The sequence below is a fragment of the Streptomyces sp. NBC_00466 genome, from assembly GCF_041433995.1.
GTDB lineage: Bacteria > Actinomycetota > Actinomycetes > Streptomycetales > Streptomycetaceae > Streptomyces.
On record NZ_CP107896.1, the window covers coordinates 3,879,866 to 3,905,359 of the forward strand.

The window sequence follows — 25,494 nt, forward strand, 5'->3', positions numbered from 1 at the left end:
GGGGTGCACAGGCGTTTACCCTGGGGGTGAACACCTGTGCACCCCCGACGTCACGCACGGGTCCCACGCCGCACCGCGAGCCCGACGGAGAGCCATGCCCCCAGCCATACCCGGACCCGAAGCCCCTGCCGGCGTACCCGGCGTACCCGGCGTACCCGGCGCACCCGTCGAAGCCGACCAGGCACCCCACCCCCGCATGTTCGTCGGTGTCCTCGCCTTCTGCGGTGTCGTCGTCGCCGTCATGCAGACCCTCGTCGTGCCGCTGCTGCCGCACGTGCCCGCGCTCACCGGGTCCACCCCCGCCGCCGCCAGCTGGCTCGTCACCGTCACGCTGCTGACCGGGGCCGTCTGTACGCCCGTGCTGGGGCGGATCGGGGACATGTACGGGAAGCGGCGGGTGCTCGTCGCCGCGCTCGGGGTGCTCGTCGTCGGGTCCGTGCTCTGTGCGGCCAGCTCCGACATCGGGGTGCTGATCACCGGGCGCGCGCTCCAGGGTGCCGCGCTCGCCGTCGTACCGCTGGGGATCAGCATCATGCGGGACGAACTGCCGCCCGCCAGGGTGCTGTCGTCCGTCGCCCTGATGAGTTCGACGCTGGGGATCGGTGCGGCCGTCGGGCTGCCCGTCGCCGCGCTCGTGGTCGAGCACTACGACTGGCACACCATGTTCTGGGCCTCGGGCGCGCTCGGGGTGCTGGACATCGTGCTGGTGCTGTCCTTCGTCCCCGAGTCCTCGCTGCGGACGCGCGGCCGGTTCGACGCGCTGGGCGCGCTCGGGCTGAGCGGGGCGCTGGTCTGTCTGCTGCTCGCCACCACCCAGGGCGGCGAGTGGGGCTGGGGCTCCGCCCGCGTCGTCGGGCTGTTCGCCGGCGCCGTCGTGATCGGGCTCGTCTGGGGCCGATACGAGCTGCGCGTCGCCTCGCCCATGGTCGACCTGCGGGTCTCGGCCCGGCCCGCGGTGCTGTTCGCCAACCTCGCCGCGCTGCTCATCGGCTTCGCCTTCTACGCCAACTCCCTCTCCACCGCCCAGATGGTGCAGGAGCCGAAGAGCACCGGATACGGTCTCGGCGCCTCGATCGTGGTGGGCGGGCTCTGCGTGCTGCCCGGCGGGCTCGCCATGGTGGCGCTCTCCCCGGTCTCCGCACGGATCTCGGCCCGGTACGGGCCCAAGGTCACGCTGGCGCTCGCCTCGGGCGTACTGGCCGTCGGTTACGTGGTGCGCTTCTTCACCAGCCACAGCCTCTGGCTGATCATCGTGGGCGCCACCGTGGTGGCCTCCGGTACCGCCCTCGCGTACTCCGCGCTGCCCTCGCTCGTGATGCGCGCGGTCCCGGTGAGCGAGACCGGGGCGGCCAACGGGCTCAACACCCTGATGCGCTCGGTCGGACAGGCCTTCTGCTCCGCCGTGGTCGCCGCCGTACTGGCCAACGTCACCTTCCGGGTCGGCGGCCGCACCGCGCCCACCCTGCACGCGTATCTGCTGGTCTTCCTGATCGCGGCGGGTGCCTCACTCGCCGCGCTGGTCGTCACGCTGTGCATCCCGGGCAGGCAGGCGGTCCCGGCCGGTAGCGTCGGAGAGCGAGGTTCGCTGGTGCCTGTCCGGGAGGATGCATGACCGTTGGCGGTACGGACGCGGGTACGGGGATGGGTGTGGGTACGGGGACGGCTACGGGTACAGGTACGGCTGCGGCTACGGGTGCCGACGCGGGGACCAGCGGCCGGGATGCCATCCTGCTCGCCGCCCGGCGCGCGTTCACCCGGCGCCCGTACGCCGAGGTGACCATGCGCGGGATCGCCGCCGACGCGGGGGTGAGCGCCTCGCTGATCGTGAAGCGGTTCGGCACGAAGGAGGAGCTGTTCAACACGGTCACCGACTTCGGGTCGGCCGCCGACGAGCTGTTCGACGCACCCCTCGGTTCGCTCGGCCGGCACATGGTGCTCGCTCTGGTGCGGAGCCGGCGCGCCCAGCAGGCCGACCCGCTGCTGCGCGTCGTGTTCTCCCTCGGCAACCGTGACGAGCGCTCCCTGATCAATGAGCGCTTCCGCGACCAGGTCACGTCTCGGCTGGCCGCCCGCCTCACCGGCGAGGAGCGCGAACTGCGCGCGGAACTGATCGCCGGGCAGCTGCTGGGGATCGGTGCGGCGCTCAGCCTGCACCGGCCCGGCGCCGGTGAACTGGCCACGCCCGAGCGGCTGGCCGACCTCTGCGGGCCCTCGCTCCAGCGGCTGATCGACGCGTGAGATGACGTGACGTGACGTGACGTGAGATGGGTGTACGGGAACGGGGAAGGCCCGTACGCCGGGTGCCGGCGTACGGGCCTTCCTGGTGCGGTACGGGGTGTGGCGTAACCGCTAGAGCTGCTCGATCACGTAGTCGATGCAGGCCGTCAGCGCCTCGACGTCCTTCGGGTCGATCGCCGGGAACATCGCCACCCGCAACTGGTTGCGGCCCAGCTTGCGGTACGGCTCGGTGTCCACGATGCCGTTGGCGCGCAGCGCCTTCGCGACCGCGGTCGCGTCGACCTCGTCGGCGAAGTCGATCGTGCCGATGACCTGCGAGCGCTTCGCGGGGTCGGTGACGAACGGGGTCGCGTACTTGGACTGCTCGGCCCAGCCGTACAGGGCGCGCGCGGACGCGGCCGTGCGGCCGACCGTCCAGTCCAGGCCGCCCTGGGTGTTCATCCACGTCAGCTGCTCGTTCAGGAGGAACAGCGTGGCGAGGGCCGGGGTGTTGTAGGTCTGGTTCTTGAGCGAGTTGTCGATCGCCGTCGGCAGGCTGAAGAACTCCGGGATGTGCCGGCCCGACGCGTGGACGCGCGCCGCGCGCTCCAGCGCTGCCGGGGAGAACACGCCGATCCACAGGCCGCCGTCGGATGCGAAGGACTTCTGCGGGGCGAAGTAGTAGACGTCGGTCTCGGTGATGTCGACCGGCAGGCCGCCAGCGCCCGATGTGGCGTCGACCAGGACGAGGGAGCCCTCGTCGGCGCCGGTGACGCGCTTGATCGGGGCCGCGACGCCCGTCGACGTCTCGTTGTGCGTCAGCGCGTACACGTCGACGCCCGCTTCGGCCTTCGGGTCCGGGTGGGTGCCCGGGTCGGAGGCGATCACGGTCGGCTCGGCCAGCCACGGGGCCAGCTTGGAGGCCTTGGCGAACTTGGACGAGAACTCACCGAAGTTGAGGTGCTGCGACTTGGACTCGATGAGTCCGTGGGTCGCGACGTCCCAGAAGGCGGTGGACCCGCCGTTGCCCAGGATCACTTCGTAGCCCTCGGGGAGCTGGAAGAGGTCGCGTACGCCTGAGCGCACCGCGCCGACCAGGTTCTTCACCGGGGCTTGGCGATGGGAGGTGCCCATCAGGGAAGTACCGGTCGCGGCGAGGGCGTCCAGCGCCTCCGTACGCACCTTGGAGGGGCCCGCGCCGAAACGGCCGTCGGCGGGCTTGATGTCAGCGGGAATCCGGATCTCAGCCACGGGCCGGAGCGTAGCCGGTTCCGGGCGTTTGCGGACAGAGGGTCCGGCCGGTGAGACAGAAGCCACGGTGCGGGACAACACGGAAGCGGGACGGCACGGAAGGAGGACAACACAGAAGTGGGACGGCGCATCCCGGGCGGTGCCGTCCCGCTTCCCGTACTTTCGGCCGCCGGTCGGCCGCCGGTCAGCCTGCCGGGTCGGCCGCCGGTTCAGCCGCCGAGCTTCACCGGGAGGTCGAAGAGGTCGTTCTGGGTGACCACCGGCTTGTTGCGCAGCTCCGTCGCGGGGACCGCCAGATGCAGTTCGGGGAAGCGCGCGAACAGCGCGGGCAGCGCGACGCCCGCCTCGAGCCGGGAGAGCGCGGCGCCCGGGCAGACATGCGGGCCGTGGCCGAACGAGATGTGGCGGTTCGGGGTGCGGGTGATGTCGAAGTCGCCGGCCGTCGGGCCGTGCGCCTCCTCGTCGCGGCCGATCGCGCCGAACGAGACGATCAGCCCCTCGCCCTTCGGCAGGACCGCGCCGCCCACCTCGATGTCCTCGGACGCGAAGCGGATCAGGACGTGCGAGGTCGGGGTCGACCAGCGCAGCGTCTCCTCGACGACGTTCTCCCACGGCACCTCGCCCGCGAGCGCCATCCTGCGCTGCTCGGGGTGGGCCTGGAGGGCGACGACCGCGTTCACGATCAGGCTGATCGTCGTCTCGTGGCCGGCGGCGATCATCAGCTGGAGGGTGTTGGTGATCTCCTCGGTGGTGAGCTGGTCACCGTTCTCGGACGCCGCGAGCAGCGCGCTCGTCAGGTCGTCGCCCGGGTTGGCCCGCTTCGACTCGACGATCTTCGAGAAGAGGGTGCCGAGGTCCGCCATCATCTGCGGGACCTCCTCCGGCGGCGTCTGCGTCGAGAAGAACTTCTCGAAGAGGGTCTTCAGCCGGGGGTGGTCGACGGCGTCGACCCCCATCAGCTCGCTGACCACGTTCATCGGCAGCGGGTACGCGAACTCCGCCTTCAGGTCGACCGTCTCCCCGGCCGGCACCTCCGCCAGCCGGTCCAGCATCCCGGTGGTGAGCTTCTCGATACCGGCGCGCAGCCGCTCCACCCGGCGCACGGTCAGCGCCTGCGCGACGAGCGTACGGAGCCTGCGGTGCTCGGGGCCGTCGACCGTCAGCATCGAGCGGCCCGGATTGGCCAGCCCGATCAGCGGCCAGTCCAGCGGGATCTCACCGCGCTGCCAGGCGCCCCAGACGTTGATGTCCTTCACCAGACGGGAGTCGGTGAGCAGCTGCCTGGCCTCGGCGTGCCGCGTCACCGCGTAGCAGGCCACCCCGCCCGGCAGCACCACACGGGCCAGCGGGCCCGCCGCGCGCAGGGCGGCGCTCTCGCCGTTCAGGTCCTGGACGAACGGGTCCAGGGCGATGCTCTCGGCGTGGCTTCCGTGGTCGACCGGGCAACTCATCTGTGCCTCCTGGGGCGGGAACAGCCGCACTGCGGGGGTCTTCGAATCACAGGGCGGGAACCGGAGTGAAGGTGACGGGCAGGGTGGACAGGCCGCGCAGCCAGGGAGAAGGGCGCCGGGTGAGGCTCTCCCCGGGGGTCGCGAGGTCGACGTCGGGAAGGCGGTCGAGGATGACCTCGATCCCCGTACGCGCGATGACCTCCGCGATCTCCTGGGCCGGGAACGGGCAGCGGTGCTCGCCGTGGCCGAAGGAGAAGAAGGCGTTGTTGCCGCCGGTCAGCGCCGAACCGTCGGTGCGGACCTGCGGGTCGGCGTTGGCGGCGGCGATCCCGAGCAGCAGCATGTCGCCGCTCTGGATGTGCCGGCCGCCGAGGTGGGTGTCGCGCGAGGCCCAGCGGCCCGCGACGTTCTGGGTGGGGGTGTCCTCCCAGAGGACCTCGTTCATCGCCTCGGCGACACTGTGCCGGCCGCCCGAGAGCGAGGCGGCGAACCGGTCGTCGGTCAGCATCAGCCGCAGCGAGTTGCCGATCCAGTCGGCGGTGGGCTGGTGGCCCGCGGCCATCATGACCATCAGGTCCTGGGCGATCTCCTCGACGGTGAAGCCCGACTCGTTGCCCAGCATGTGCGAGGCCACGTCCTCGGCGGGCGACGCCTGCCGGGCGGCGAGCAGGTTCATCATCGACTGCGCGAGGTACTGCTGTCCCGCCAGGGCGAGTTCGCGGCCGTCGATCATGTCGTTCATCGCCTTGACCAGGGCCGGGCCCTCGTCGTCTGGGAAGCCGTACAGCCGGGCGAGCACCCGGACCGGCAGCAGCATCGCGTACTGGCCGATGATCTCCGTATCGCCCCTGCCGCAGAAGGAGTTGATCAGCTCGTCGGCGAACTGCTCGGCGATGCGCCGCAGCTCGAACGGGTCGACCGACTCCAGCGCGTCGCCGATCATCGCGGCGCGCTCGCGGTGCCGCTGGCCCACGGTGTAGAGGATCGACGGCTGCTTACGGCCGATCATCGGCAGCATCGGCCAGTCGTCCGGGATGCGGTCCCACTGGTTCCACAGGTCGGAGTCCCGGCTGAACAGCACCGGATCGGCGGTGACCTGGTGCAGCTCGCGGTAGTCGAGGACCAGCCAGGCCGGTACGTCGCCGTCGAGCAGCACCGGCGCCACCGCGCCGTGTTCGCGCCGCATCTCCCGGTAGAGCTGGGTGGGGTCCGTCTGGAATCGCGGGCCGCTCAGCGGAGTGGGCGGAGCGGGCGGGGTGTCGGTGCTCATGTGGTGCTTGGCTCCCGTGCGGACGTCGCGGCAGTCGTGGAGGTCGAGGAGGACGCTGAAGTGGCTGAGGACGCTGAGGACAGGGCGTGCAGGTGCTGGAGGAGCGTGATCAGTACGTACTTGCTCGACGTACGGTCCCGGGCGTCGCAGTCGATCAGCGGGATCTCGGGGGAGAGGTCCAGCGCCTCACGGAGCTGCTCCAGGGAGTGCACCGGGCCGCCGAAGTCGTTGCAGGCGACGATGAACGGCGTCCCGTGGTGCTCCAGGCGGTCGATGGCGTACCAGGAGTCGGCGAGTCTGCGGGTGTCGACCAGGACCACGGCGCCGAGCGTGCCGGAGAACAGCCGGTCCCAGAGGAACCAGAAGCGCTCCTGGCCGGGCGCGCCGAAGAGGTAGAGGATCGTCCGCTCGTCGATGCTGATGCGGCCGAAGTCGAAGGCGACGGTGGTGGTGGTCTTGGCGTGGACCCCTTCGAGGTTGTCGACGGCCGCTCCCGCCTGCGTCATCGTCTCCTCGGTGTTCAGCGGACGAATCTCGCTGACCGACCGGACCATGGTGGTCTTCCCTGCGCCGAACCCGCCGACGATGACGATCTTGAGACCGTTGTCGGCGGTGCCGGCCAGGGCGTTCTGGTTAGAGGTTGCGGAGTCCAACGAGCACCTGCTCCAGGATGTGAGGGTCGGGAAGGCTGTCGGCGCCGCGTGCGGTGCGCGGGTGGCGTGCGCTGATCCGGCCCGTGTCGAGCAGGTCGCAGAGCAGGATCCGGGTGATGGACACGGGCAGCTTCAGCCCGGCCGCGATCTCGACGACGGCCGTGGGGCTGCCGCACATCCGCAGGATCGTGGCGTGCTCGGACTGCATTCCGGGCGTCGGGTCGCACTCGCCGACGACCAGGGTCACCAGGTCGAAGGCGGTGGCGTCGGACCTGCTGCGCCCACCGGTGACGGTGTAGAGGCGGTCGGGGTCGTCGTCCCGGCCGGGCCTGGGCCTGGGCACCGGGGCGGTCACGCGCGTGGCTCCGCGCTGAGGTGTTCGCCCAGCTGCTCGACCAGTTCGCTCATGTTGTGCCCGAGGAGGCCGACGTCGGCGGACTCGTCGGCGACGACGGAGAGGTGGGCGCCGTCGCCCGCCTCGACGATGAACAGCACGCCGCCGTAGAACTCGGCCATCGCGGTCCGTACGCCGCCGGTGCCGTCGCCGAACTCGATGGAGGCGCCGTGCGACAGGGACTGGATACCGGCCGAGATGGCGGCCAGCTGGTCGGCCTGGTCGACGGAGAGCGCTGACGTACGGCAGAGCTTGAGGCCGTCACGGGAGAGAACCAGGGCGTGCCGGGCGCCCGGGGTGCGCTCAAGGAGGCTCTCCAGGAGCCAGTTGAGCTTCTCGTCGGTGGTGGTCGTGCTCATGAGCTGCTGCCTTCCGGGTTCGGGGAATCGCCACGTACGGCCTGGCGGAACGTGCTGAACCTGGCGGCGGATGTCGTGGAGGAGGTCGAGTCGACGGGCTTGGAAGAAGATCCGGGGATCGTGCCTTCCGGATGCGCCGCCGCCATGGTCTGGCCGCGCCGCCGCTGGGGCAGGCCGCTCGCGCCCAACTCGGGCGTGGAGTGAGCGGGTTCCGGCTCGGGGGTGGCGGTGGGCTGTTCTGCGGGGGTGGGCTCCGCCCCCGCTGCCGCTGCCGCGGGTGCGGCTGAGGCAGCGGGTGTGCGCACGGGCAGCGGGGCCGGTGCGGCCTCGGCGGTCCGCGGGGCCTCGGCGGCCTGCGCGGCCTCGGCGGTCCGCTGGGTGAGCAGGGCCTCGGTGGCCGACGGGGACAGCGCGGCCGCCGGCCGGGTGTGCTGCGCCGGGGTGGCCAGGGGCGCCGGTACGGACGGCCGGGGCGTACGGGTGATCAGCTCGTGGGGGAGCAGCACCAGGACACCCGTGCCGCCGCGCGCCGACGGGCGGAAGGACACGGTCAGTCCGTGCTTGCGGGCCAGCCGCCCGACCACCGCGAGGCCGAGCCTGGTCCCGGAGAGACCGGCGAGGTCGGTCTGCTGGGTGGTCTCGGCCGTGACGGCCCGTTCGGCGCGGCGCAGCTGGACGTCGCTCATGACCAGGCCGCTGTCCTCGATGGTGATGATGACGCCGGCCGGGACTTCCTCGACGTACACATGCACTTCGGCGGTGGGCGGCGAGAAGTTCGCCGCGTTGTCCAGGAGTTCGGCGAGCGCGTGCATGATGCCCTCGGCCGCGTGGCCCGCGATGGCGATCTCGCTGGTCGAGTGGAGGCGTACCCGCTGGTATCCGGCGATCCGGCCCATCGCGCCGCGCAGGATCGACTCCATGACGATCGGCTTCGCCCAGCGGCGCCCGGAGCGCGCACCGGCCAGGACGGCGATGGAGTCGGCCAGCCGGCCCGCCTGGGCCGTGCGGTGGTCGAGGTGCAGCAGATCGGTGAGTACGTCCTCGTCGGTGTGCCGGTGCTCCATCTCCCGCAGGTCGGCGAGCATGCCGGTGGCCAGGGCCTGCATCCGGCCGGCGGCGTTGGAGGCCGCCGACAGGGCGGCGGAGCGCACGGACTCGGCGCGGCTGATCCGGGCGTTCAGCTGGGCGGTCCTCGCGTTGTACTCGCCGGTGAGTCCGGCGGCGGTGGCTTCACGCTGCCCGATCAGCTCGGCTTCCCTCGCCTCGTGGGTGGCCGTGAGCTGGGTGATCCGGGCCTCGTACTCGGCGGTGAGGCGGGCGGTCCGCGCGCCGAACTGCGAGTTTTCCCCCGTGAGTTGATCGATCCGGGCGCGGAGGTCCCGCGATGTTCTGGTGGCGTACGTCACCGCGTGGACGGCGGTGGCGACGGCGGCACTGAACAGCAGGGCTGCCCCGGCCGAGCACCAGGCGAGTGGGGTGCGTATGTGGTCGGGGGCTGCGGCCACCGCCCATACGCACAGCAGGCCCGAAGCGATCACGGAGATCAGCAGAGCCAGCGCGGTCGGGCGGAGCGGGGGGCGCTCTGTCATCTGGCGGAGTCCTCATGGACGGATAGGTCAGAAGGGGCGAGAGTGGGGTAAAGCGGTCATTGATGTGTTAAAGGGACGTGGGTATTCCTGCGTAACACCTGTCAACTATATGAGGGTTGGTGATCGGTTTGGGAAGTTGCAGGTGCGGAAATTGTTGACTCGGGTACACACTGTGCACAGGGGCATGCTGGAGCCATGGGCGAGCACCGGGACGGACAGCGGGACGGGCGACAGGACGGCCAACGGGACGGGCCGGCCGACGGTCTGAGTGGCGGTCGGGGCAGCATTCCGAGCGGCGGTCCGGGCAGCGGGCCGGGCAGCAACGGTCCTGGCAGCGGTCCGGCCAACGGTCCCGGCAGCAGCGGTCCGGGAAGCAACGAGCTGGAGCGCGCGCTGCGCCGTCAGGGCGTGCGCGGAGACATCGAATTCGGGGTCACAGCCCGCTCCCTGATGACCATGGACGCCTCCAACTACCGCCGTGTTCCGCTCGGTGTCGTCGCCCCGCGCGACGCCGACGACGTGTCAGCCGTGCTCGACGTCTGCCGCGCCCACGGGGTGCCCGTGGTGCCGCGCGGCGGAGGTACGTCCATCGCGGGACAGGCCACCGGCACCGGCGTCGTCCTCGACTTCACCCGGCACATGCGCGCGATCGTCTCGCTGGACGCACAGGCCAGGACCGCCGTGGTCCAGCCCGGGGTGATCCTCGACGACCTGCGGGCGGCGGCGGGCGCGTACGGCCTGACCTTCGGCCCCGACCCGTCCACGCATGGCCGCTGCACGCTCGGCGGGATGATCGGCAACAACTCCTGCGGCTCGCACTCGGTCGCCTGGGGTACCACCGCCGACAACGTCACCGCCCTGACCACCGCCGCCTACCAGGGCGGCACCCACCGGCTCGGCCAGGGCTGGGAGGGCGCACCGCCCGGCCTGCGCGAACTCGTCGGATCCCATCTGGCGCTGCTGCGCACCGGCTACCCGGCCGGTCTGCCGCGCCGGATCTCCGGGTACGCGATCGACGCCCTGCTGCCCGAGAACGGCACCGATCTGGCCCGCGCCTTCTGCGGCAGCGAAGGCACGCTCGGGGTGCTGACCGAGGCGACCGTACGGCTGGTCGACGCGCCCCGTGCGCGGGCGCTCGCGATCCTCGGCTACGCCCACGAGGGCGACGCGGCCGACGCGGCGGCCGGGCTGCTCCCGCACCATCCACTGACCGTCGAGGGCATGGCCGCCGACCTGGTGCGCGAGCCCGCCGGGCTGCCACGCGGCGGCGCCTGGCTCTTCGTCGAGACGGGCGGCACCGACCGCGCCGAGGCCCGCGCGCGGGCCGACCGGATCGCGCGGGCGGCCGACGCGCTGGACACCCTGGTCATCGACGACCCGGCGGCCCAGCGCGCCCTGTGGCGCATCCGTGAGGACGCGAGCGGCACCGCGACCCGCACGATGGACGGCTCGGAGGCCTGGCCCGGCTGGGAGGACTGCGCGGTGCCGCCGGCCCGGCTCGGCGGGTATCTGCGGGAGTTCCGCGTGCTGCTCGCGGAGCACGGGCTGCGGGGCACGCCGTACGGCCACTTCGGGGACGGCTGCATCCACGTACGGATCGACTTCGACCTCCTCACCCCGGGCGGCGTCGCACGCTTCCGTACCTTCTCCGAGGAACTGGCCGCGCTGGTCGTCGCGCACGGCGGCTCGCTCTCCGGCGAACACGGCGACGGGCAGGCCCGCGCCGAACTGCTCCCGAAGATGTACGGGAACGAACTCGTCTCCCTCTTCGGGCAGTTCAAGGACGTCTGGGACCCGGCCGGCGGGATGAACCCCGGAATGCTCGCCAGGCCGCACCGGCTGGACGAGAACCTCCGCTTCGCGGTACTGCCGTCGAAGCCGGTGGACGTGGAGTTCGGCTACCCGCACGACAAGGGGGACTTCTCAGCCGCCGTACGCCGCTGTGTGGGCGTCGCCAAGTGCCGTACGGAGACGGCGTCAGGGGCCGATGTCATGTGCCCGTCGTTCCGCGCCACCGGCGACGAGCAGCACTCCACACGCGGGCGCGCCCGGCTGCTGCACGAGATGCTGGCGGGCGAGGTCGTCACGGACGGCTGGCGCTCGGAAGAGGTGCGCGACGCCCTCGACCTCTGCCTCTCCTGCAAGGGCTGCCGCAGCGACTGCCCGGTCGGCGTCGACATGGCCACGTACAAGGCGGAGTTCCTGCACCACCACTACGCGGGCCGCCGCAGGCCCGCCGCGCACTACGCGATGGGCCGACTGCCCCGCTGGCTGCGCGCGGCGGCTCCGTACGCCCGCGCGGTGAACGCGCTGGCCGGGGTGGGGCCGCTGGCCTCCCTCGCCAAACGCATCGGCGGGATCGCCCCCGAGCGGACCATCCCGGCGCTCGCACCGCAGACGTTCCGGCGGTGGTTCGGCACCCGGGTGCAGCCGCCCGCGCGGGTCGTGCTGTGGCCCGACACCTTCACCGACCACCTGTCCCCGCAGGTGGGGCGGGCGGCGGTGCGGGTCCTGGAGTCGGCGGGGCTCGGTATCGCACTGCCACCGGACGGGGTGTGCTGCGGGCTGACCTATGTCACGACCGGGCAGCTGGACCAGGCCCGCGCGGTGCTGCGCCGCACACTCGACCGGGTGGAGCCGCTGCTCGACGCGGACCTGCCCGTCGTCGTACTGGAACCGAGCTGCGCGGCAGCGCTCAGGACCGACCTGCCGGAGCTGCTCGGCGACGACCCGCGCGCGCACCGGCTGGCCGCGTCGGTACGGACCTTCGCACAGGCCCTGGAGGAGGAGGCCCCTCAGTGGCAGCCGCCGGTGCTGAACCGCGAGGTGGCGGGCCAGACCCACTGCCACCAGCACGCGGTCCTCGGCGACGCGGCCGAACGCAGGCTGCGCGACAGGGCGGGCCTGACGGGCGAACTGAGCGGCGGCTGCTGCGGTCTCGCCGGCAACTTCGGCTTCGAACGCGGCCACTACGACGTCTCGGTCGCCTGCGCCGATGAGCAGCTGCTGCCTTCGGTACGGGCGGCGGGCCCCGGCGCGGAGATCCTGGCGGACGGCTTCTCCTGCCGCACACAGCTGGCCCAACTGGCCGGGCTGGGCGGACGGCCGGGAAGGCACTTGGCGGAGGTACTGGCGGAGGGGCTGGGAGAGGCGCTGGCGGAGGGGCCGTACGGTGCGAATGCCCCGGCAGCGGGGGAGCAGCGGGCGGACGGGAGCAGCCGGGAACCGTAACGGGAACCGTAAGAGGAAGCTACCGCTCCGGGCCCTTACTGTGGTCGGCATGGATCCGATCGCCCCTGCCGACGCCAAGGCCCTCGACGCCGCGCTGACCGACCCCTCCGCCACGACGGACGCCGTCCCGGTCACCGCCGGGGCTCCGGTCACCGCAGGCGGCTTCGGCGAGCCCCGGGCCAACGGGGCCACCGGGCTGCGCGGTCGGCTGGGTCCGCTCGGTCTGGTGCTGGCCGGCGGGATATCGGTGCAGTTCGGGGCGGCCGTGGCCGTCTGGCTGATGCCCAGGGCGGGGGCGCTCGGCGTCGTCTCGCTGCGGCTCTCCGTCGCCGCGATCGTGCTGCTCATCGTGTGCCGGCCCCGGGTGCGCGGGCTGTCGCGGACGGACTGGGGCACGGTCCTGGTCTTCGGGATCGCGATGGCCGGCATGAACGGCCTCTTCTACCAGGCGGCCGACCGCATCCCGCTGGGCGCGGCCGTGACCCTGGAGGTGCTGGGCCCGCTCGCCCTCTCGGTGATCGCCTCACGCAGGCTGGTGAACCTGCTGTGGGCCGGGCTCGCCCTCTGCGGAGTGGGACTGCTGAGCGGCGGCGGCTTCGGCGGTCTGGACCTGGCCGGTGTGGCGTTCGCGCTCGGTGCGGGCGGGATGTGGGCCGCGTACATCATCTTCAGCGCCCGCACCGGCGCCCGCTTCCCGCGCGCGGACGGACTGGCCCTGGCGATGGCGGTGGGCGCCCTGCTGATGCTGCCGCTGGGCATCGCGGACGCGGGCTCGAAACTGCTCGTCCCGAGCACGCTGGGTCTGGGCGCGGCGGTGGCGGTGCTGTCGTCCGTACTCCCGTACACGCTTGAACTGCTCGCCCTGCGCCGGCTCCCCGCGTCGACCTTCGCGGTCCTGATGAGCCTGGAGCCGGCCATCGCGGCGACGGCCGGCTTCCTCGTCCTGCACCAGGCGCTGTCCGGGGTGGACGCGCTGGCGATAGCGCTGGTGATCGTGGCGAGCATGGGAGCGGTACGGACACAGATCACGGGGAAGTGACGCGGGGGCGGCTCGGGAGGCGCCGGGGCAACCGGTGTCGGGGGCAGCCGGTGAGGGCGGTCATCCGGTGAACGGGATCTGGGGTCAGCCGGTGACGGGGCCATCCGCGCGGGTCATCCGGCGGCCGGGTCGCGGGGAAGCTTCCGGAAGAAGGTCCTGATGTCGTCCACCAGGGGGCCCGGCTGTTCCATCGCGGCGAAGTGGCCGCCCCTGTCGTGCTCCGTCCACTGCACGATGTTGTTCGTCCGCTCCGCGATGTGCCGCAGCGGTACGAAGTTCTCCTGCGGGAAGTCGGCCAGCGCGGTGGGCGTTGCTGACGGCTCGGGCGGGGCGCCCCAGTAGTCGGCGTGCGCCCGCTCGTAGTAGATACGGGCCGACGAACCGGCGGTGCCGGTCAGCCAGTAGAGCATCACGTTGGTGAGCAGCTGGTCGCGGTCGACGGCGTCCTCCGGGCGGTCCCGGGAGTCGGTCCACTCCTTGAACTTCTCCGCGATCCAGGCCAGTTGGCCCACCGGTGAGTCGGTCAGCCCGTACGCGAGCGTCTGCGGCCGGGTGGACTGGATGTCGGCGTACCCCTGCCGGTCGCGCGCCCATCGCCGGTTGCGTTCCCAGGACGCCAGGGTGCGGGCGCGTTCCGCCGGGCTCAGCGGGGCCAGCTCGTCGTCGGTCGGCTCTTCCGTCGCGGCCGAGCCCGGCAGCAGGTTGAGATGGACGCCGATGACCCGGTCCGGACGGACGCGGCCCAGCTCACGGGAGATGGCCGCACCCCAGTCGCCGCCCTGGGCGCCGAACCGCCGGTAGCCGAGGCGCTCCATGAGTTCGGCGAAGGCGGCGGCCACCCGGCGGTACTCCCAGCCCGGCTCGGTGGTCGGCCCGGACAGCCCGAACCCGGGAATGCCCGGCAGGACCAGGTGGAACGCGTCGGCGGGGTCGCCGCCGTGCGCCCGTGAGTCGGTCAGGGGGCCGGCGACCCGGGCGAACTCCACGATCGACCCGGGCCAGCCGTGCGTCATGATCAGCGGGGTCGCGTCCGGTTCGGGCGACCGGATGTGGGCGAAGTGGATGTTCGCGCCGTCGATGGTGGTGGTGAACTGCGGCCACGCGTTCAACCCGGCTTCCGCTGCCCGCCAGTCGTACTCGTGCCGCCAGTAGTCCGCGAGCTCCCGCAGATAGCCGCGCGGAACGCCGTAGGCCCAGCCCACGCCGGGCAGTTCGTCGGGCCACCGAGTGCGGTCCAGGCGCTCGTGCAGATCATCGAGCTCGCTCTGCGGGACGCTGATGCGGAATGCCTGTAGTGCCCGGAGGCTCTCGGCGGAGATCGTCATGCTGCTGGATGTTAGGGCCTTTCGTTTGGATCAGGCCGGTTCATGGGGGCGAACGAGATACGGGGCGACGTGCTGGGGCGGTGCGCTCCGGATGGAGCGGTGGCGCGGACGGTGGCCGCCGGGGGAGCGCGGGGAGGGAACTCCCGCCGCCCCGGCGGCGGGTGCGCAGCTCGGCTCGGCGGAGGCAGGCGCGCTGCCACTCCGTAATCGGCATGTGCGCGCAGCGTCGGCGAGAGCCTTCGCGGACGCCGGTTTCCACCAACTGTCTTGCCAAGGTTATGCATGGAAGCTTTCATGAAGCCTATTGAGTGAATAGATTTAGTCGAGAGGGGGATCCGTGCCCACCAGCGCCCCCGCCGTGCCGGGCGCGTACGAGATCGCCCGCTGCGGGCGGTCAGTCACCCTGGCCGGCGCGCTGACGGCCGCCGGCCGTTGATCCACCCCCTCACCGACTGCTGACCGATTCGAGAGGATTCCATGCCTGCCCACGAGATCGTGGCTGTCACCTTGGGTGAGGAGCCGATCACTATTGAGCAGTTCGTTGCCGTCGCCCGTTACGGCGCCCGGGTCGAGTTCGATGCGGCCTATGTTGACCGGGTGCGCAAGTCGCGCGCGTTGGTGGAGCGCTTCCTGGCTGAGAACCGCCTTGTGTACGGGGTGACCACCGGCTTCGGCGACAACGTCACCGAGGTGATCGACCCGGCGGATGCCGAAGAACTGCAGCGCAATATTGTGCGCTCACACGCCGTGTCGGTCGGCGAACCGCTGCCCACCGAGATCGTCCGCGCGATCGCGCTGATGGAGCTGGTCGGCCTCGGCGAAGGCTATTCCGGTATCCGCATCGAGACCCTGGAACTGATCCGGCGGATGCTCAACGCCGGGGTCACGCCGCACGTACCGGGCGAGGGCTCCGTTGGCTATCTGGCCCCTGAGGCGCACATGGCTCTGGTGCTGCTGGGAGAGGGCCGGGCCTGGTGCGGCGGCGAGCTGCTGCCCGGGGCAGAGGCGCTGACCCGGATCGGAGAGCAGCCGACCCGGCTCGGCTGCAAGGAGGGGCTGTCGCTCACCAATGGGACGCACTCCGTCACCGCGATCGCCGTCCTGGCCACCTATGACGCCAACCTCGTAGCGACCACAGCTGACGTCGCGGCGAGCGTGTCGGTGCAGGCGCTCAAGGGAAGCGTCCGTGCCTATGACGCTCGGTTGCAGGAGCGGAAGCGACACCCCGAGCAGGGCGCCGTGGCCGAGAACCTGCGGCGGCTGACGGATGCGAGCGAGATCAGCACCGAGTTCCTCGATCACCGGCTCCAGGACAGCTTGTGCATCCGCGGGATCCCGCAGATGCACGGCGGTGCGAAGCGGACCCTCGCGCAGGCCCGGGAGGTCGTCATCGAGGAGCTGCACTCGGTGGGCGACAACCCGGTCATCCACCCCGAGGGTGAGGACGGGGTGGCGCTGATGGGGGCGAACTGCGACAGCACGTTCGTCGGCCTCCAGGCCGACGCGATGGTCAATGCGATGACCGTGCTGGCCAAGATGTCCGAGCGCCGCACCGACCGCATGGTCAACAGCAACCTCAGCGAGCTGCCCGCGTTCCTGGCGCCCCGGCCGGGGCTCAACAGCGGTTACATGATCGTGCAGTACACGGCCGCCGCGCTGACCATGGAGCTGCGCGGTATGGCGGTGCCCGCCTCCGCGGACTCCGTCCCCACCTCGGCCCATCAGGAGGACTCGGTCAGCAACGCCTACCTGGCAGCGCTGAAGGCCTACAGGGCGACGCGCAAGCTCGGCTATGTCATAGCGATCGAGATGATGTGCGCCGTGCAGGCGCTCGACCTGCTCGCGCCGCACGCGCCCTCGCCGGCCGCGGAGGCGCTGCGGGCCCGGATCCGGGAAACCGTGCCGACCGTCAGTGAGGACCGGGTATTCCACGCAGACATGGAGCACATCGCGGAGCTCGTGCGCAGCGGGAAGGCGCTGCGGGTCGTCGAGGACGTGATTGGCCCGCTCCGCTGAGGTGGGGCTACGGTCCTGCCGGGCCCGTCCTGCGCCGGCACGGCCGGCGGCACCCGCCCTCCCGCGGCAGGACGCCGGCCCTGTCGGCTGCTCCGTACGGGCCCGGTGGTGCCGGGCCCGTACGGCGGGCCTTACCCCGCGCCTGACCTGTGGCGCCAGGCGTGAGGTGCGTCACAGGGGTGTGAGGGGGTGCGTCCGTACGTTCAGGGCTCGGTGCCGGTAACGGCCCGCTCCTGTCGGCCGATCCGGGCCCGTCCCGTCGGTGGGCCGGGCTGTGTGTCGTGCCGGGCCGCTCCGGGGCGACTTAGGTCACCCTTCCCTGACGCGGTGGGCGACTGGTACAGATGGTGAGAATCTGCCCGTACATCGGAAGTCTCGCCATGAACCCGGACAACGCCACCGACCTCACCCCCTTCACCATCGACCTGACCTCCGACGAGGTCCGGCGACGGGCCGAGGTCGTGGCTGCGCTCGGGTCCGACTGGGACCCGGTGGCGGCCCTCCGGGGTGAGGACGAGGCGTACGCCCTGCTCTATTCGGGCCTGGACGCGGAGCAGCAGCGCACCTACGACATGCTGGTCGCGGCCGGTGTCCTGCCGGGGGAGGAGCCGGGCCGTGCGGCTGCCCATTGATCCGCAGGCCGACTCCAGCCGTCGCGCCTGGGTGGACTGCCCCGTCTGCGACGACGCCCGCCACTGCGCGACCTGCGCCAGTCGCCGCAACTGCTTCGAGCACTGGCGCTATCTGATCTCCAACAAGGGGCCGGTCGTCCACCTGCAGTGCCCGCGGTGCACGCACATGTGGTCATGGGACACCCGGCCCGGTGTCACCGGCCGCGGCGACGGCGCTGCCCCCTCCTGACGCGCGGGGTCCTCGCTGCGCCGGGGCTTCTGAGCTCCCGTGCTCCCGCGCCGTGATGGCGCTACTCGCAGAACACCTGCACTTTCCCGGTCGGGTCGTCGACGTCGATGCTGACGTCGTCGAGCTGCTCGATGAGCTCCTCAAGGTGCTGCGGCTTGAGCTCGGTCAGGTCGATCGGCACCCCTGACTTCTTCAGCTCCGCGTTGACCTTGGTGAGCGCCTGCGGAGGGACGAGGCTCGCGAGCCGGACCCCGGCGCGCAACAGCTGCAGCGGGATCTGGATGTTGACCCGGCTCGGCCCTTCGCCTTCGCCGTCGTCCTCCGAATTCACCACCACGCGCAGGTGCTTGGGCCGGGATGCCGGGCGGGGCGCGGCTTCCGACGGTGATTCGGGCTGGTCTCGTTCGACGGCATCGATCAGCCGCTCGGCCTCGTCCGCGGTGATCTTGCCCTCGGCCAGCATCTGGAGGATCTGGCGGCGTTGCTCGTTCATCATTGCTCTCCCTCTCCGACTTATCCGGCTCGTCCGGCTCGTCTGATCTGGTTCATCTGATGCTCACGAGCACGGCCGTCCGGCCCTGCTCCAGTTCGAACCGGGTGCCGGGCAGTGCCCAGAGCAGGTGCCCGACGCCGCGCAGCGCGCCCACCGGGCGCACCCGGAAGACCAGGCATGCGATCAGTCCGGCCGCCACGGCGAGCAGCAACAACGGGGACAGCACCAGCAGTACCGGCAGGACAGGGGCGTAGAACCGCCGCAAGCGCCCATCGGGGCGGCGGTAGCGCACCGTCAGCAGCTGCGGCATCATCGGGGCCTCTCCAGCTCGGCCAGCGCCTCCTCGGCGCTGATCTCCCCCCGCTGCAGCCGGTCGACGACGTCGGCGCTGGTGGGTGCAGGGTCGGTGTCGACGAAGTCGAGGTGCTCCGCGATCCGTTTCAGACGGGACTTGATCGTCGGGTAGCTCACCCCGAAGGTCCGCTCCATCCCCTTGATCGAACCGTGCGACCGTACGAACGCCGCAACGAACACCTGGTCCTCCACGCTGAGTTGTGCCAGCTGCGGCGGCTCGAACCGACCCTCGACCGCGACGCCGCTGTCGACGAGCCTGACCCGCTCGACCATGAACGGCCGCCCCTGCGTCAGATCCGTCAGTTCTTGCCAGTCCACGTCGGCTCCCTCGTCCTCGGTTGCTCTCGGTGTGCTCTCGGTGACCCGCCCGCCATTTATTTGTAGTTTGAGTTTTTTAAGTAGTCAACGCAAAAACCTTAAGTTTTCTAAGTGAGTCATTAATGTTCCGGATCGCTCGGCGCTCGGTATCCGTGATCCGCGAGCCGGTCGCAATTCCGTTGGCCCGCCGGGCCCGCTCCGCGGCGCCGGGGCCGTCAGTAACTGATTTATGATTCAGTAGCGCACTCGTTGACAGGGCCGCTCACGCCTCCCGATACTGACTGGCGGTTCAGTAAATCGCTTCTGCTGCCGTCTCTGTCTGGAGGCACCATGTCCGAGCTGCCCGCCGAACTGGTCCCGCTCACTCTCGATCAGCGCGACATCGTCGAACTCACCCGGACCTTCGCGCGCGAGGAGATCCGGCCGAGGGCGCGCGCCGTGGACGAAGCCGATGTCGAGACTCCCTGGGATCTGTGGCGCAAGGCCGCCAAGGTCGGGATCACCGGCTTCATGCTGCCCGAGGAGTACGGGGGCGGCGGATTCACGGATGTGTTCACGCAGTGCCTGGTCCAGGAGGAGCTGTGCGTCGGCGACCTGGGCATCGGCAACCTGCTCTGCTCCAACGGCTTCTTCGCCGACCCGCTCCTCGCCCTCGGCACCGAGGAACAGCAGCGCGCCTGGCTCACCCCGCTGGCCGGTCCGGACACCCCGATGACCTCGCTGGCCGTCACCGAGCCGGGCTCCGGGTCCGACGCGGCGTCCATCGCGACGACGGCGACGCGCACCGAGGGCGGGTATCTGCTGAACGGCCAGAAGGCGTGGATCTCCAACGCCGGAGAGGCCGAGCAGTACGTCGTGTTCGCCAAGACCGACCCGGCTCAGCGCTCCCGGGGCGTCACCGCCTTCCTCCTCCGCAAGGACACCGCAGGGGTCAGCTTCGGCGAACCGATGCGGAAGATGGGCCAGCGCGCCATCGTCTGCCGGGAGATCTTCTTCAGCGACGCGTTCGTGCCCGATGCGGACCGGCTCGGCGCGGAGGGGCAGGGCTTCCACGGGCTCATGCGCACCTTCGACATCTCCCGCACCGTGCTGGGCGCCGCCGCGACCGGTGTGGCCAGGGCCGCGTACGAGTACGCACGTGACTACGCGAAGACCCGGCAGCAGTTCGGCAAGCCGGTCATCGAGCACCAGGCGGTGGCCTTCCGCCTCGCGGACATGCGGACACGCGTCGAGCAGGCGCGGCTCATGACCTGGCGGGCGGCGAAGCGGCTCGACGCCGGCCTGGACGCCACGGCCGAGGCGGCCATGGCCAAGCTGACGGCCTCGGAGACCGCCGCGTACTGCACCTGGGCGGCGGTCCAGACGCTCGGCGGCTGGGGTTACTCCCGCGAGTACCCGGTGGAGCAGTGGATGCGCGACGCCAAGCTGGAGGAGATCGAGGAAGGCACATCGGACATCATGCGCCTCGTGATCTCGCGGGGGATGTGAGATGGGCGAGCACGGCGCACCCCGCACGGGCGAGCACGGCGCACCGCGCATCTCCGGCGGTGCGGGTGGCATTGACCGCACCGGCCGCCCCGACTGCCTCAACCGCCCCGATGCTCGCGGGCGTTACGGCCCCGAGTCGGCGATGTCCGGAGGCGAGGCGATCGTCAGATCCCTCGCCGCGCACGGCGTACGGGAGGTCTTCGGCATCCCCGGTACCCACAACCTGGAGATCTACCGGTATCTGCGGCTGTACGACATCGGGAACGTGACGCCCCGTCATGAACAGGGCGCGGGCTACGCGGCGGACGCGTACGCCCGGGTGAGCGGCCGGCCAGGCGTCGCGATCACCACCACCGGGCCCGCGTTGCTGAACATCGCGGCCGCAGTCGGGCAGGCGTACTCGGACAGCGTGCCGCTGCTCGTCGTCTCGCCCGGTATGCCGCTGCGGCATCCCCGGCTGTCCAACGGGCTGCTGCACGAAATGCGCAGCCAGACCGACGCGATGCGCGGTGTCGCTGCCTTCAGCCACCGGGTGTCGTCGGTCGACGAGATCGGTGCGGCCGTGGCGCGGGCGTTCGCGCTGTTCACCTCGGGCCGGCCGAGGCCGGCGCACATCGAGATACCGCTCGACCTGCTGGAGGCCGCCGAACCGGTGAGCGCGATCCGGCTCACCCCGCCCGCCGCGCCGGTGGTTCCACCGCACGCCGAAGTGGACAGGGTGGCGGACGCGTTGCGCGCGGCGCGGCACCCGGCGATCGTGCTGGGCGGCGGTGCACGCGGCGCCGCCGAGGAGTGTCTGGCGCTCGCCGAGCAGCTGGGCGCCCCGGTGGTGACCACCGCCAACGGCAAGGGAATCGTCGCGGAGACGCATCCCCTGTCGATGGGGGTTTCGCTGCACAGCCCGGCCGTCCAGAAGTGGCTGGCGGACCGCGATGCCGTCGTCGCCGTCGGTACGGAGCTGGCGGAGTCCGACCTGTGGTCCGCTCCCCTGGGACTGAACGGCACCCTGATCCGGATCGACGTGGACCCGGCCCAGATGTACGCGGAACCGGCCGCCGACCACCCCCTGGTGGGCGACGCCCGCGCGACCGTGGGCGCTGTGATCGACGCGCTGCGGGCGGGCGGTGGTGCTGGATCTGGTCCTGGTGCAGGTTCCGTTGGTACCGCCGCGACCGCCCCCGAGCGGTTCCTGTCGTCCGTGCCCGAGGAAGGGAGCGCGGCCCGCGCCGTCGCCGCCCTGCGTGCCGCCCGGGACGACGAGACCCGCGTACGGGATGCCCGCTGGGTGCCCTATCTGCGGGCCGTCCGCCGGGTGCTCGCCCCCGACGCCGTCATCACATCCGACAGTGCCCAGTGCTGCTACTACGGTGCGCTGCCGCATCTGCCCGTCGGTCCCGGGGGCCGGTATCTGCATCCCACCGGGTTCGGCACGCTCGGCTATGCCCTGCCGGCCGCGATCGGCGCGAAGACCGCCTGCCCGGGCCGGCAGGTAGTCGCCCTCAGCGGCGACGGCGGCCTGCAGTTCTCCGTCCAGGAGCTGGCCACCGCCGCGCAACTGCGGATCCCGCTGCCCGTCGTGGTGTTCGACAACGGCGGTTACGGCGAGATCCGCGACGAGATGACCGCCCGTGGCGACACCCCCACCGCCGTCGACCTCCCGTGCGTCGACCTGCCCGCCCTCGCCCGCGCCTACGGCGGTTACGGCGAGCAGGCCCACTCGCCCGAGGAGCTGGCCGACGCCCTGACCCGAGCACTGACCGCGCCGGGCCCGACCCTGATCACCGTTCCGGAGGAGACCCCCCGATGACCACCCAGCCGAGCGCCGCCCCCGCTACCGCCCCCACCCCCTCTTCCACCCCGCTGATTTCGCTGACCTGGACCGACCATGTCACCGGCCGCACCGGCCACTTGGTGGTCGACCGGCTGGTGCGCGGTGTGTCCAGTGGTGGCCTGCGGATGCGGGAGGGCTGCACTCTCGACGAGGTCGCCGGGCTGGCCCGGGGCATGACGATGAAGGAGGCCCTGCACTTCAACGGCGATGACCCCACGGCCCGTTACATCCCGCTGGGCGGGGCCAAGGGCGGCATCGACTGCGATCCGCGGAGCCCCGACGCGTACGGGATCCTGGTGCGGTACCTGCAAGCCATGCGGCCGTACATCGAGAGGTTCTGGACCACCGGCGAGGATCTGGGGCTGAGCCAGGACATCGTGGACAAGGCCGCCGCCGAGGCGGGCCTCTTCTCCTCCATCCAGGCCGTCTATCCGCTCCTCGACGACGAGTCGACGGCCCGGCAGCGGCTGGCGGACGCCTTCGCGGTCGAGGTGGCGGGCATCGGCCTCGACGAACTGGCGGGCGGCTGCGGCGTGGCCGAGTCGGTGCTCGCGGTGCTGGACCGCGCGGGCGTCCCGTACGAGGGCACCCGGGTTTCCGTACAGGGACTCGGCACGATGGGCGGGGCCACCGCCCGTTTCCTCGCCGGGGCCGGTCTGCGGATCGTGGCCGTGGCCGACGTCAAGGGCACCATCGCCAACCCCGACGGGCTCGACGTGGAGGCGCTGCTGCGCGCGCGGGACTCGTACGGGGCAGTCGACCGTACCGCCCTCGGCCCCGGTGATACGGAGCTGCCGGGCAGCGACGCCTGGCTCTCCGTGGACGCCGAGGTGCTCGTACCGGCTGCCGTTTCCTACGCCGTCGACACCGTCAACCAGGCCCGTATCACGGCGCGTTGGATCGTCGAGGCCGCCAATATGCCCGTACTGCCCGATGCGGAGGCACTGCTCGCGGAGCGCGGCATCGCCGTACTGCCCGACGTGGTCGTCAACTCCGCCACGAACGCGTGGTGGTGGTGGACGCTGTTCGGCGACATCGGCGCCGACGCCGACGAGGCGTTCGCCCACATCCGGCGGTCGATGCGGGCCCTCATCGACCAGATGCTGGCCCGGTCGGAGGCCGACGGAACGACTCCGCGCGCTGCCGCCCACGCGATCGTCGCGGACCGGCTGCCGGTGATCGCCGAGCGCTTCGGGTGGTACGGATGACCACAGAACGCATGGAGCACGGTGGGCCGGCCGACGCTCTCCGTGTGCTGTTCGACCCGGAGTCCGTCGCCGTCGTCGGGGCCTCCGGAAACCCGGAGAAGTGGGGCTACTGGCTCGCGTCCGGTGCGCTCGCCGGGCGCCACCGCCGCACTGTCCATCTGGTCAACCGGCGCGGTGGCAGCCTCGACGGAGTGCCGTTCCTGCCCGGTCTCGCGGCCCTGCCCGCCGCCCCCGAGCACATCGTGGTGGCCGTGCCGCCCCAGCATGTGCGGCCGGTCGTGGACGAGGGGCTGTCCATCGGAGCCCGCTGCTTCACGGTGATCACCTCCGGGGGGACAGGAGCCGGTGCACCCGGGGCCTCCGGCACAGCGGCCGATGCGGAGCGCGGACTCGCCTCTCTCGTCACCGCGCACGGCGCCCGGCTGCTCGGTCCCAACTGCATGGGTGTGGTCGACACCACGAGCGAACTCCGCCTCAGCTGGGGCGACTTCCCGTCAGGGCAGGTCGGCCTGGTCTCGCAGAGCGGCAATCTCGCCCTGGAGATCGGCCGGCTGCTGGCCCGCGCGGGACAGGGCTTCTCCCGCTTCGTCTCGCTCGGGAACCAGCGGGACATCGACGCGGCGGACGCGCTCGACTCCCTGATCGCGCACGACGCGACCCGGGTGATCGCCGCGTACGTGGAGGACTTCCGCGACGGCCGCCGGCTCGCCCGCACCCTCGCCGCCGCCCACGCGGCCGGCAAACCGGTGCTGCTGCTGACCGTCGGCCGCAGCGAGGCATCCGGCCGTGCCGCGGCCTCGCACACCGGCGCCCTGGTCAGCGCCCGTGCGGTGGTGGCGGCGGTGTGCCGGGACTCGGGTGCGCTCCTGCTCGACACGGCGGGGGAACTGGTCGACGTCGCACTGTGCCTGCTGGCCGCGCAGGTCCGGCAAGGGGCCGGAGGGCCGGTCTCCGGAGCGGCGAGCCGGATAGCCGTGGTCGGGGACAGCGGAGGGCAAGGGGCCCTGGCCGCCGACGCGTTGACCGCGAGCGGCCTTGAGGTGCCCGTGCTGTCCGCCGCGACACAGGCGGCCGTCAGTACGTATCTGCCCCCGGGCGTCGGCTGCGGAAATCCAGTCGACCTGGCGGGGGCCGGTGAGGCGGACATCGGCAACTATGCCCGCATCGCGCGGGCCCTGCTCGTCGCGGGCGAGGCCGACGCCACTGTCCTCACCGGCTACTTCGGCGACTACGCCACCGCCAACCCCGCCCAGACGGCGAGCGAGTGCGACGTCGCCCGCGAACTGGCCGCTGCGGTACGGGAGTCCGGCCGTACGCTCGTCGTGCACACCATGGCCCGCGACACACCGGCCCTCGCCGTCCTGCGGCAGCACGGCGTCCCCGTGTACGAGCGGATCGAGCAGGCGGCGACCGCGCTGGCGGCCACGGACCGGCTGCGACGGACCGTACCGCCACAGCCCCCGTTCCCACCCGGGCCCCCGTCCCCACCACCGATCGCCACCGCTCCGCAGCGGGTCCCCGACGGGGGGTACCGGACCGTCCGCGCGCTGCTCTGCTCGTACGGCATGGTCTTCCCGGCGGCGGAGTTCGTCAGCACGGCGGACGAGGCAGCCGACGCGGCCCACCGCACCGGATATCCGCTCGTGCTGAAGGCGATGGGACTGGCGCACAAGACCGAGGCGGGCGGGGTGGCCCTCGGCCTGGCCGACGAAGCGGCGCTGCGCAGGGCGTTCGGCCGGATGCGGGAGGCGACCGGCGTCGACCACTACGTCGTGGAGGCGATGGCCCGTCCTCCGTACGCCGTCGAGCTCATCGCGGGCGTGCGCCGCGATCCGGCCTTCGGGCCCGTTGCCATGGTCGGCATCGGCGGGGTCACCGCCGAACTGCTCGCCGACACCGCCCTCGCCCTGGCGCCCCTCACCCCCGGGCGGGCGCGCGAACTGCTGCTCGCGCTGCGGCACGCACCTCTGCTCACCGGCTGGCGGGGCGCCCCCGCCGTCCATCTGGACGCGGCCGCCGGTGCGCTCTGCGCGCTCGCGCGGGCCGCGGTCGAACACCCCGAGCTCGCCGAGCTCGAAGTCAATCCGCTGCTCGTCCACCCGGGCGGCGCGGTCGCCCTCGACGCACATGGAGTCCTGGCATGAGT

Annotated in this window: 22 protein-coding genes; 11 read left to right on the forward strand and 11 right to left on the reverse strand. The window is 71.7% G+C overall.

Annotation, left to right across the window (positions count from 1 at the left end):
- Positions 1 to 94: 94 nt before the first annotated feature.
- On the forward strand, positions 95 to 1,612 hold the full coding sequence (locus tag OG210_RS17415) for an MFS transporter (protein ID WP_371537533.1): 1,518 nt from the start codon (positions 95 to 97) through the stop codon (positions 1,610 to 1,612).
- A complete protein-coding gene (locus tag OG210_RS17420) occupies positions 1,609 to 2,238 on the forward strand; it encodes a TetR family transcriptional regulator (RefSeq protein WP_371537535.1) in 630 nt (209 codons plus the stop codon). The genes OG210_RS17415 and OG210_RS17420 overlap by 4 nt, the downstream gene beginning before the upstream one ends.
- Positions 2,239 to 2,349: 111 nt before the next feature.
- Here OG210_RS17420 and serC read toward each other — a convergent pair whose 3' ends face one another.
- From serC to OG210_RS17455, 7 genes are all read right to left on the reverse strand, one after another.
- Positions 2,350 to 3,468 (reverse strand): phosphoserine transaminase, encoded by a 1,119-nt coding sequence (serC, locus tag OG210_RS17425; protein WP_328327963.1) that lies wholly within the window; start codon positions 3,466 to 3,468, stop codon positions 2,350 to 2,352.
- A 209-nt stretch (positions 3,469 to 3,677) separates the two neighbouring features.
- Entirely contained in the window at positions 3,678 to 4,919 is a 1,242-nt protein-coding gene (locus OG210_RS17430; protein WP_328327961.1) for a cytochrome P450, read from the reverse strand.
- A gap of 46 nt (positions 4,920 to 4,965) precedes the next feature.
- Positions 4,966 to 6,189, reverse strand: a complete 1,224-nt coding sequence (locus OG210_RS17435) for a cytochrome P450 (protein WP_328327959.1) — start codon at positions 6,187 to 6,189, stop codon at positions 4,966 to 4,968.
- Positions 6,186 to 6,842, reverse strand: coding sequence for an ATP/GTP-binding protein (locus tag OG210_RS17440; protein WP_328327957.1), 657 nt, complete (start codon positions 6,840 to 6,842; stop codon positions 6,186 to 6,188). The genes OG210_RS17435 and OG210_RS17440 overlap by 4 nt, the downstream gene beginning before the upstream one ends.
- Entirely contained in the window at positions 6,823 to 7,197 is a 375-nt protein-coding gene (locus tag OG210_RS17445) for a DUF742 domain-containing protein (protein WP_328327955.1), read from the reverse strand. Before OG210_RS17445 ends, OG210_RS17440 begins: the two co-directional genes overlap by 20 nt.
- A complete protein-coding gene (locus tag OG210_RS17450; RefSeq protein WP_328327953.1) occupies positions 7,194 to 7,595 on the reverse strand; it encodes a roadblock/LC7 domain-containing protein in 402 nt (133 codons plus the stop codon). Before OG210_RS17450 ends, OG210_RS17445 begins: the two co-directional genes overlap by 4 nt.
- Complete coding sequence (locus OG210_RS17455; RefSeq protein WP_328327951.1) at positions 7,592 to 9,184, reverse strand: ATP-binding protein; 1,593 nt, start codon at positions 9,182 to 9,184, stop codon at positions 7,592 to 7,594. Before OG210_RS17455 ends, OG210_RS17450 begins: the two co-directional genes overlap by 4 nt.
- 195 nt (positions 9,185 to 9,379) lie before the next feature.
- Here OG210_RS17455 and OG210_RS17460 point away from each other — a divergent pair, with 195 nt between their 5' ends.
- Together OG210_RS17460 and OG210_RS17465 are read left to right on the forward strand one after the other, a co-directional pair.
- A complete protein-coding gene (locus tag OG210_RS17460; RefSeq protein ID WP_371537542.1) occupies positions 9,380 to 12,415 on the forward strand; it encodes an FAD-binding and (Fe-S)-binding domain-containing protein in 3,036 nt (1,011 codons plus the stop codon).
- A 49-nt stretch (positions 12,416 to 12,464) separates the two neighbouring features.
- Positions 12,465 to 13,454 carry a DMT family transporter gene (locus tag OG210_RS17465; RefSeq protein WP_371537544.1) on the forward strand — a complete coding sequence of 330 codons (990 nt, stop codon included), beginning with the start codon at positions 12,465 to 12,467 and terminating at the stop codon, positions 13,452 to 13,454.
- Between the two features lie 113 nt (positions 13,455 to 13,567).
- Here the strand turns inward: OG210_RS17465 and OG210_RS17470 are convergent, their stop codons facing one another.
- On the reverse strand, positions 13,568 to 14,779 hold the full coding sequence (locus OG210_RS17470) for an epoxide hydrolase family protein (protein WP_371537548.1): 1,212 nt from the start codon (positions 14,777 to 14,779) through the stop codon (positions 13,568 to 13,570).
- A gap of 477 nt (positions 14,780 to 15,256) precedes the next feature.
- Between OG210_RS17470 and hutH the strand changes: the two genes are divergently transcribed.
- From hutH to OG210_RS17485, 3 genes are all read left to right on the forward strand, one after another.
- Positions 15,257 to 16,795 (forward strand): histidine ammonia-lyase, encoded by a 1,539-nt coding sequence (gene hutH / locus OG210_RS17475; protein WP_328327943.1) that lies wholly within the window; start codon positions 15,257 to 15,259, stop codon positions 16,793 to 16,795.
- Between the two features lie 380 nt (positions 16,796 to 17,175).
- Entirely contained in the window at positions 17,176 to 17,427 is a 252-nt protein-coding gene (locus OG210_RS17480; protein ID WP_328335481.1) for a DUF6400 family protein, read from the forward strand.
- Entirely contained in the window at positions 17,411 to 17,656 is a 246-nt protein-coding gene (locus tag OG210_RS17485; RefSeq protein WP_328327941.1) for a hypothetical protein, read from the forward strand. Before OG210_RS17480 ends, OG210_RS17485 begins: the two co-directional genes overlap by 17 nt.
- 61 nt (positions 17,657 to 17,717) lie before the next feature.
- On the opposite strand, the gene OG210_RS17490 is transcribed toward OG210_RS17485, so the two are convergent.
- From OG210_RS17490 to OG210_RS17500, 3 genes are read right to left on the reverse strand one after another with little or no spacing between them, the layout of a single operon-like run.
- Positions 17,718 to 18,149, reverse strand: coding sequence for a hypothetical protein (locus OG210_RS17490; protein WP_328327939.1), 432 nt, complete (start codon positions 18,147 to 18,149; stop codon positions 17,718 to 17,720).
- Positions 18,150 to 18,201: 52 nt separating this feature from the next.
- On the reverse strand, positions 18,202 to 18,462 hold the full coding sequence (locus OG210_RS17495) for a hypothetical protein (RefSeq protein ID WP_328327937.1): 261 nt from the start codon (positions 18,460 to 18,462) through the stop codon (positions 18,202 to 18,204).
- Complete coding sequence (locus OG210_RS17500) at positions 18,459 to 18,821, reverse strand: DUF2089 domain-containing protein (RefSeq protein ID WP_371537552.1); 363 nt, start codon at positions 18,819 to 18,821, stop codon at positions 18,459 to 18,461. The genes OG210_RS17495 and OG210_RS17500 overlap by 4 nt, the downstream gene beginning before the upstream one ends.
- Positions 18,822 to 19,151: 330 nt before the next feature.
- Between OG210_RS17500 and OG210_RS17505 the strand changes: the two genes are divergently transcribed.
- The 4 genes from OG210_RS17505 to OG210_RS17520 are packed head-to-tail and all read left to right on the forward strand — an operon-like array spanning position 19,152 to position 25,492.
- Positions 19,152 to 20,309, forward strand: coding sequence for an acyl-CoA dehydrogenase family protein (locus OG210_RS17505; protein ID WP_328327933.1), 1,158 nt, complete (start codon positions 19,152 to 19,154; stop codon positions 20,307 to 20,309).
- 1 nt (position 20,310) lies between these two features.
- Complete coding sequence (locus OG210_RS17510) at positions 20,311 to 22,116, forward strand: thiamine pyrophosphate-binding protein (protein WP_371537555.1); 1,806 nt, start codon at positions 20,311 to 20,313, stop codon at positions 22,114 to 22,116.
- A complete protein-coding gene (locus OG210_RS17515; RefSeq protein WP_371537558.1) occupies positions 22,113 to 23,348 on the forward strand; it encodes a Glu/Leu/Phe/Val dehydrogenase dimerization domain-containing protein in 1,236 nt (411 codons plus the stop codon). Before OG210_RS17510 ends, OG210_RS17515 begins: the two co-directional genes overlap by 4 nt.
- Positions 23,345 to 25,492, forward strand: coding sequence for an acetate--CoA ligase family protein (locus tag OG210_RS17520; RefSeq protein WP_328327927.1), 2,148 nt, complete (start codon positions 23,345 to 23,347; stop codon positions 25,490 to 25,492). The genes OG210_RS17515 and OG210_RS17520 overlap by 4 nt, the downstream gene beginning before the upstream one ends.
- Positions 25,493 to 25,494 lie beyond the last annotated feature (2 nt).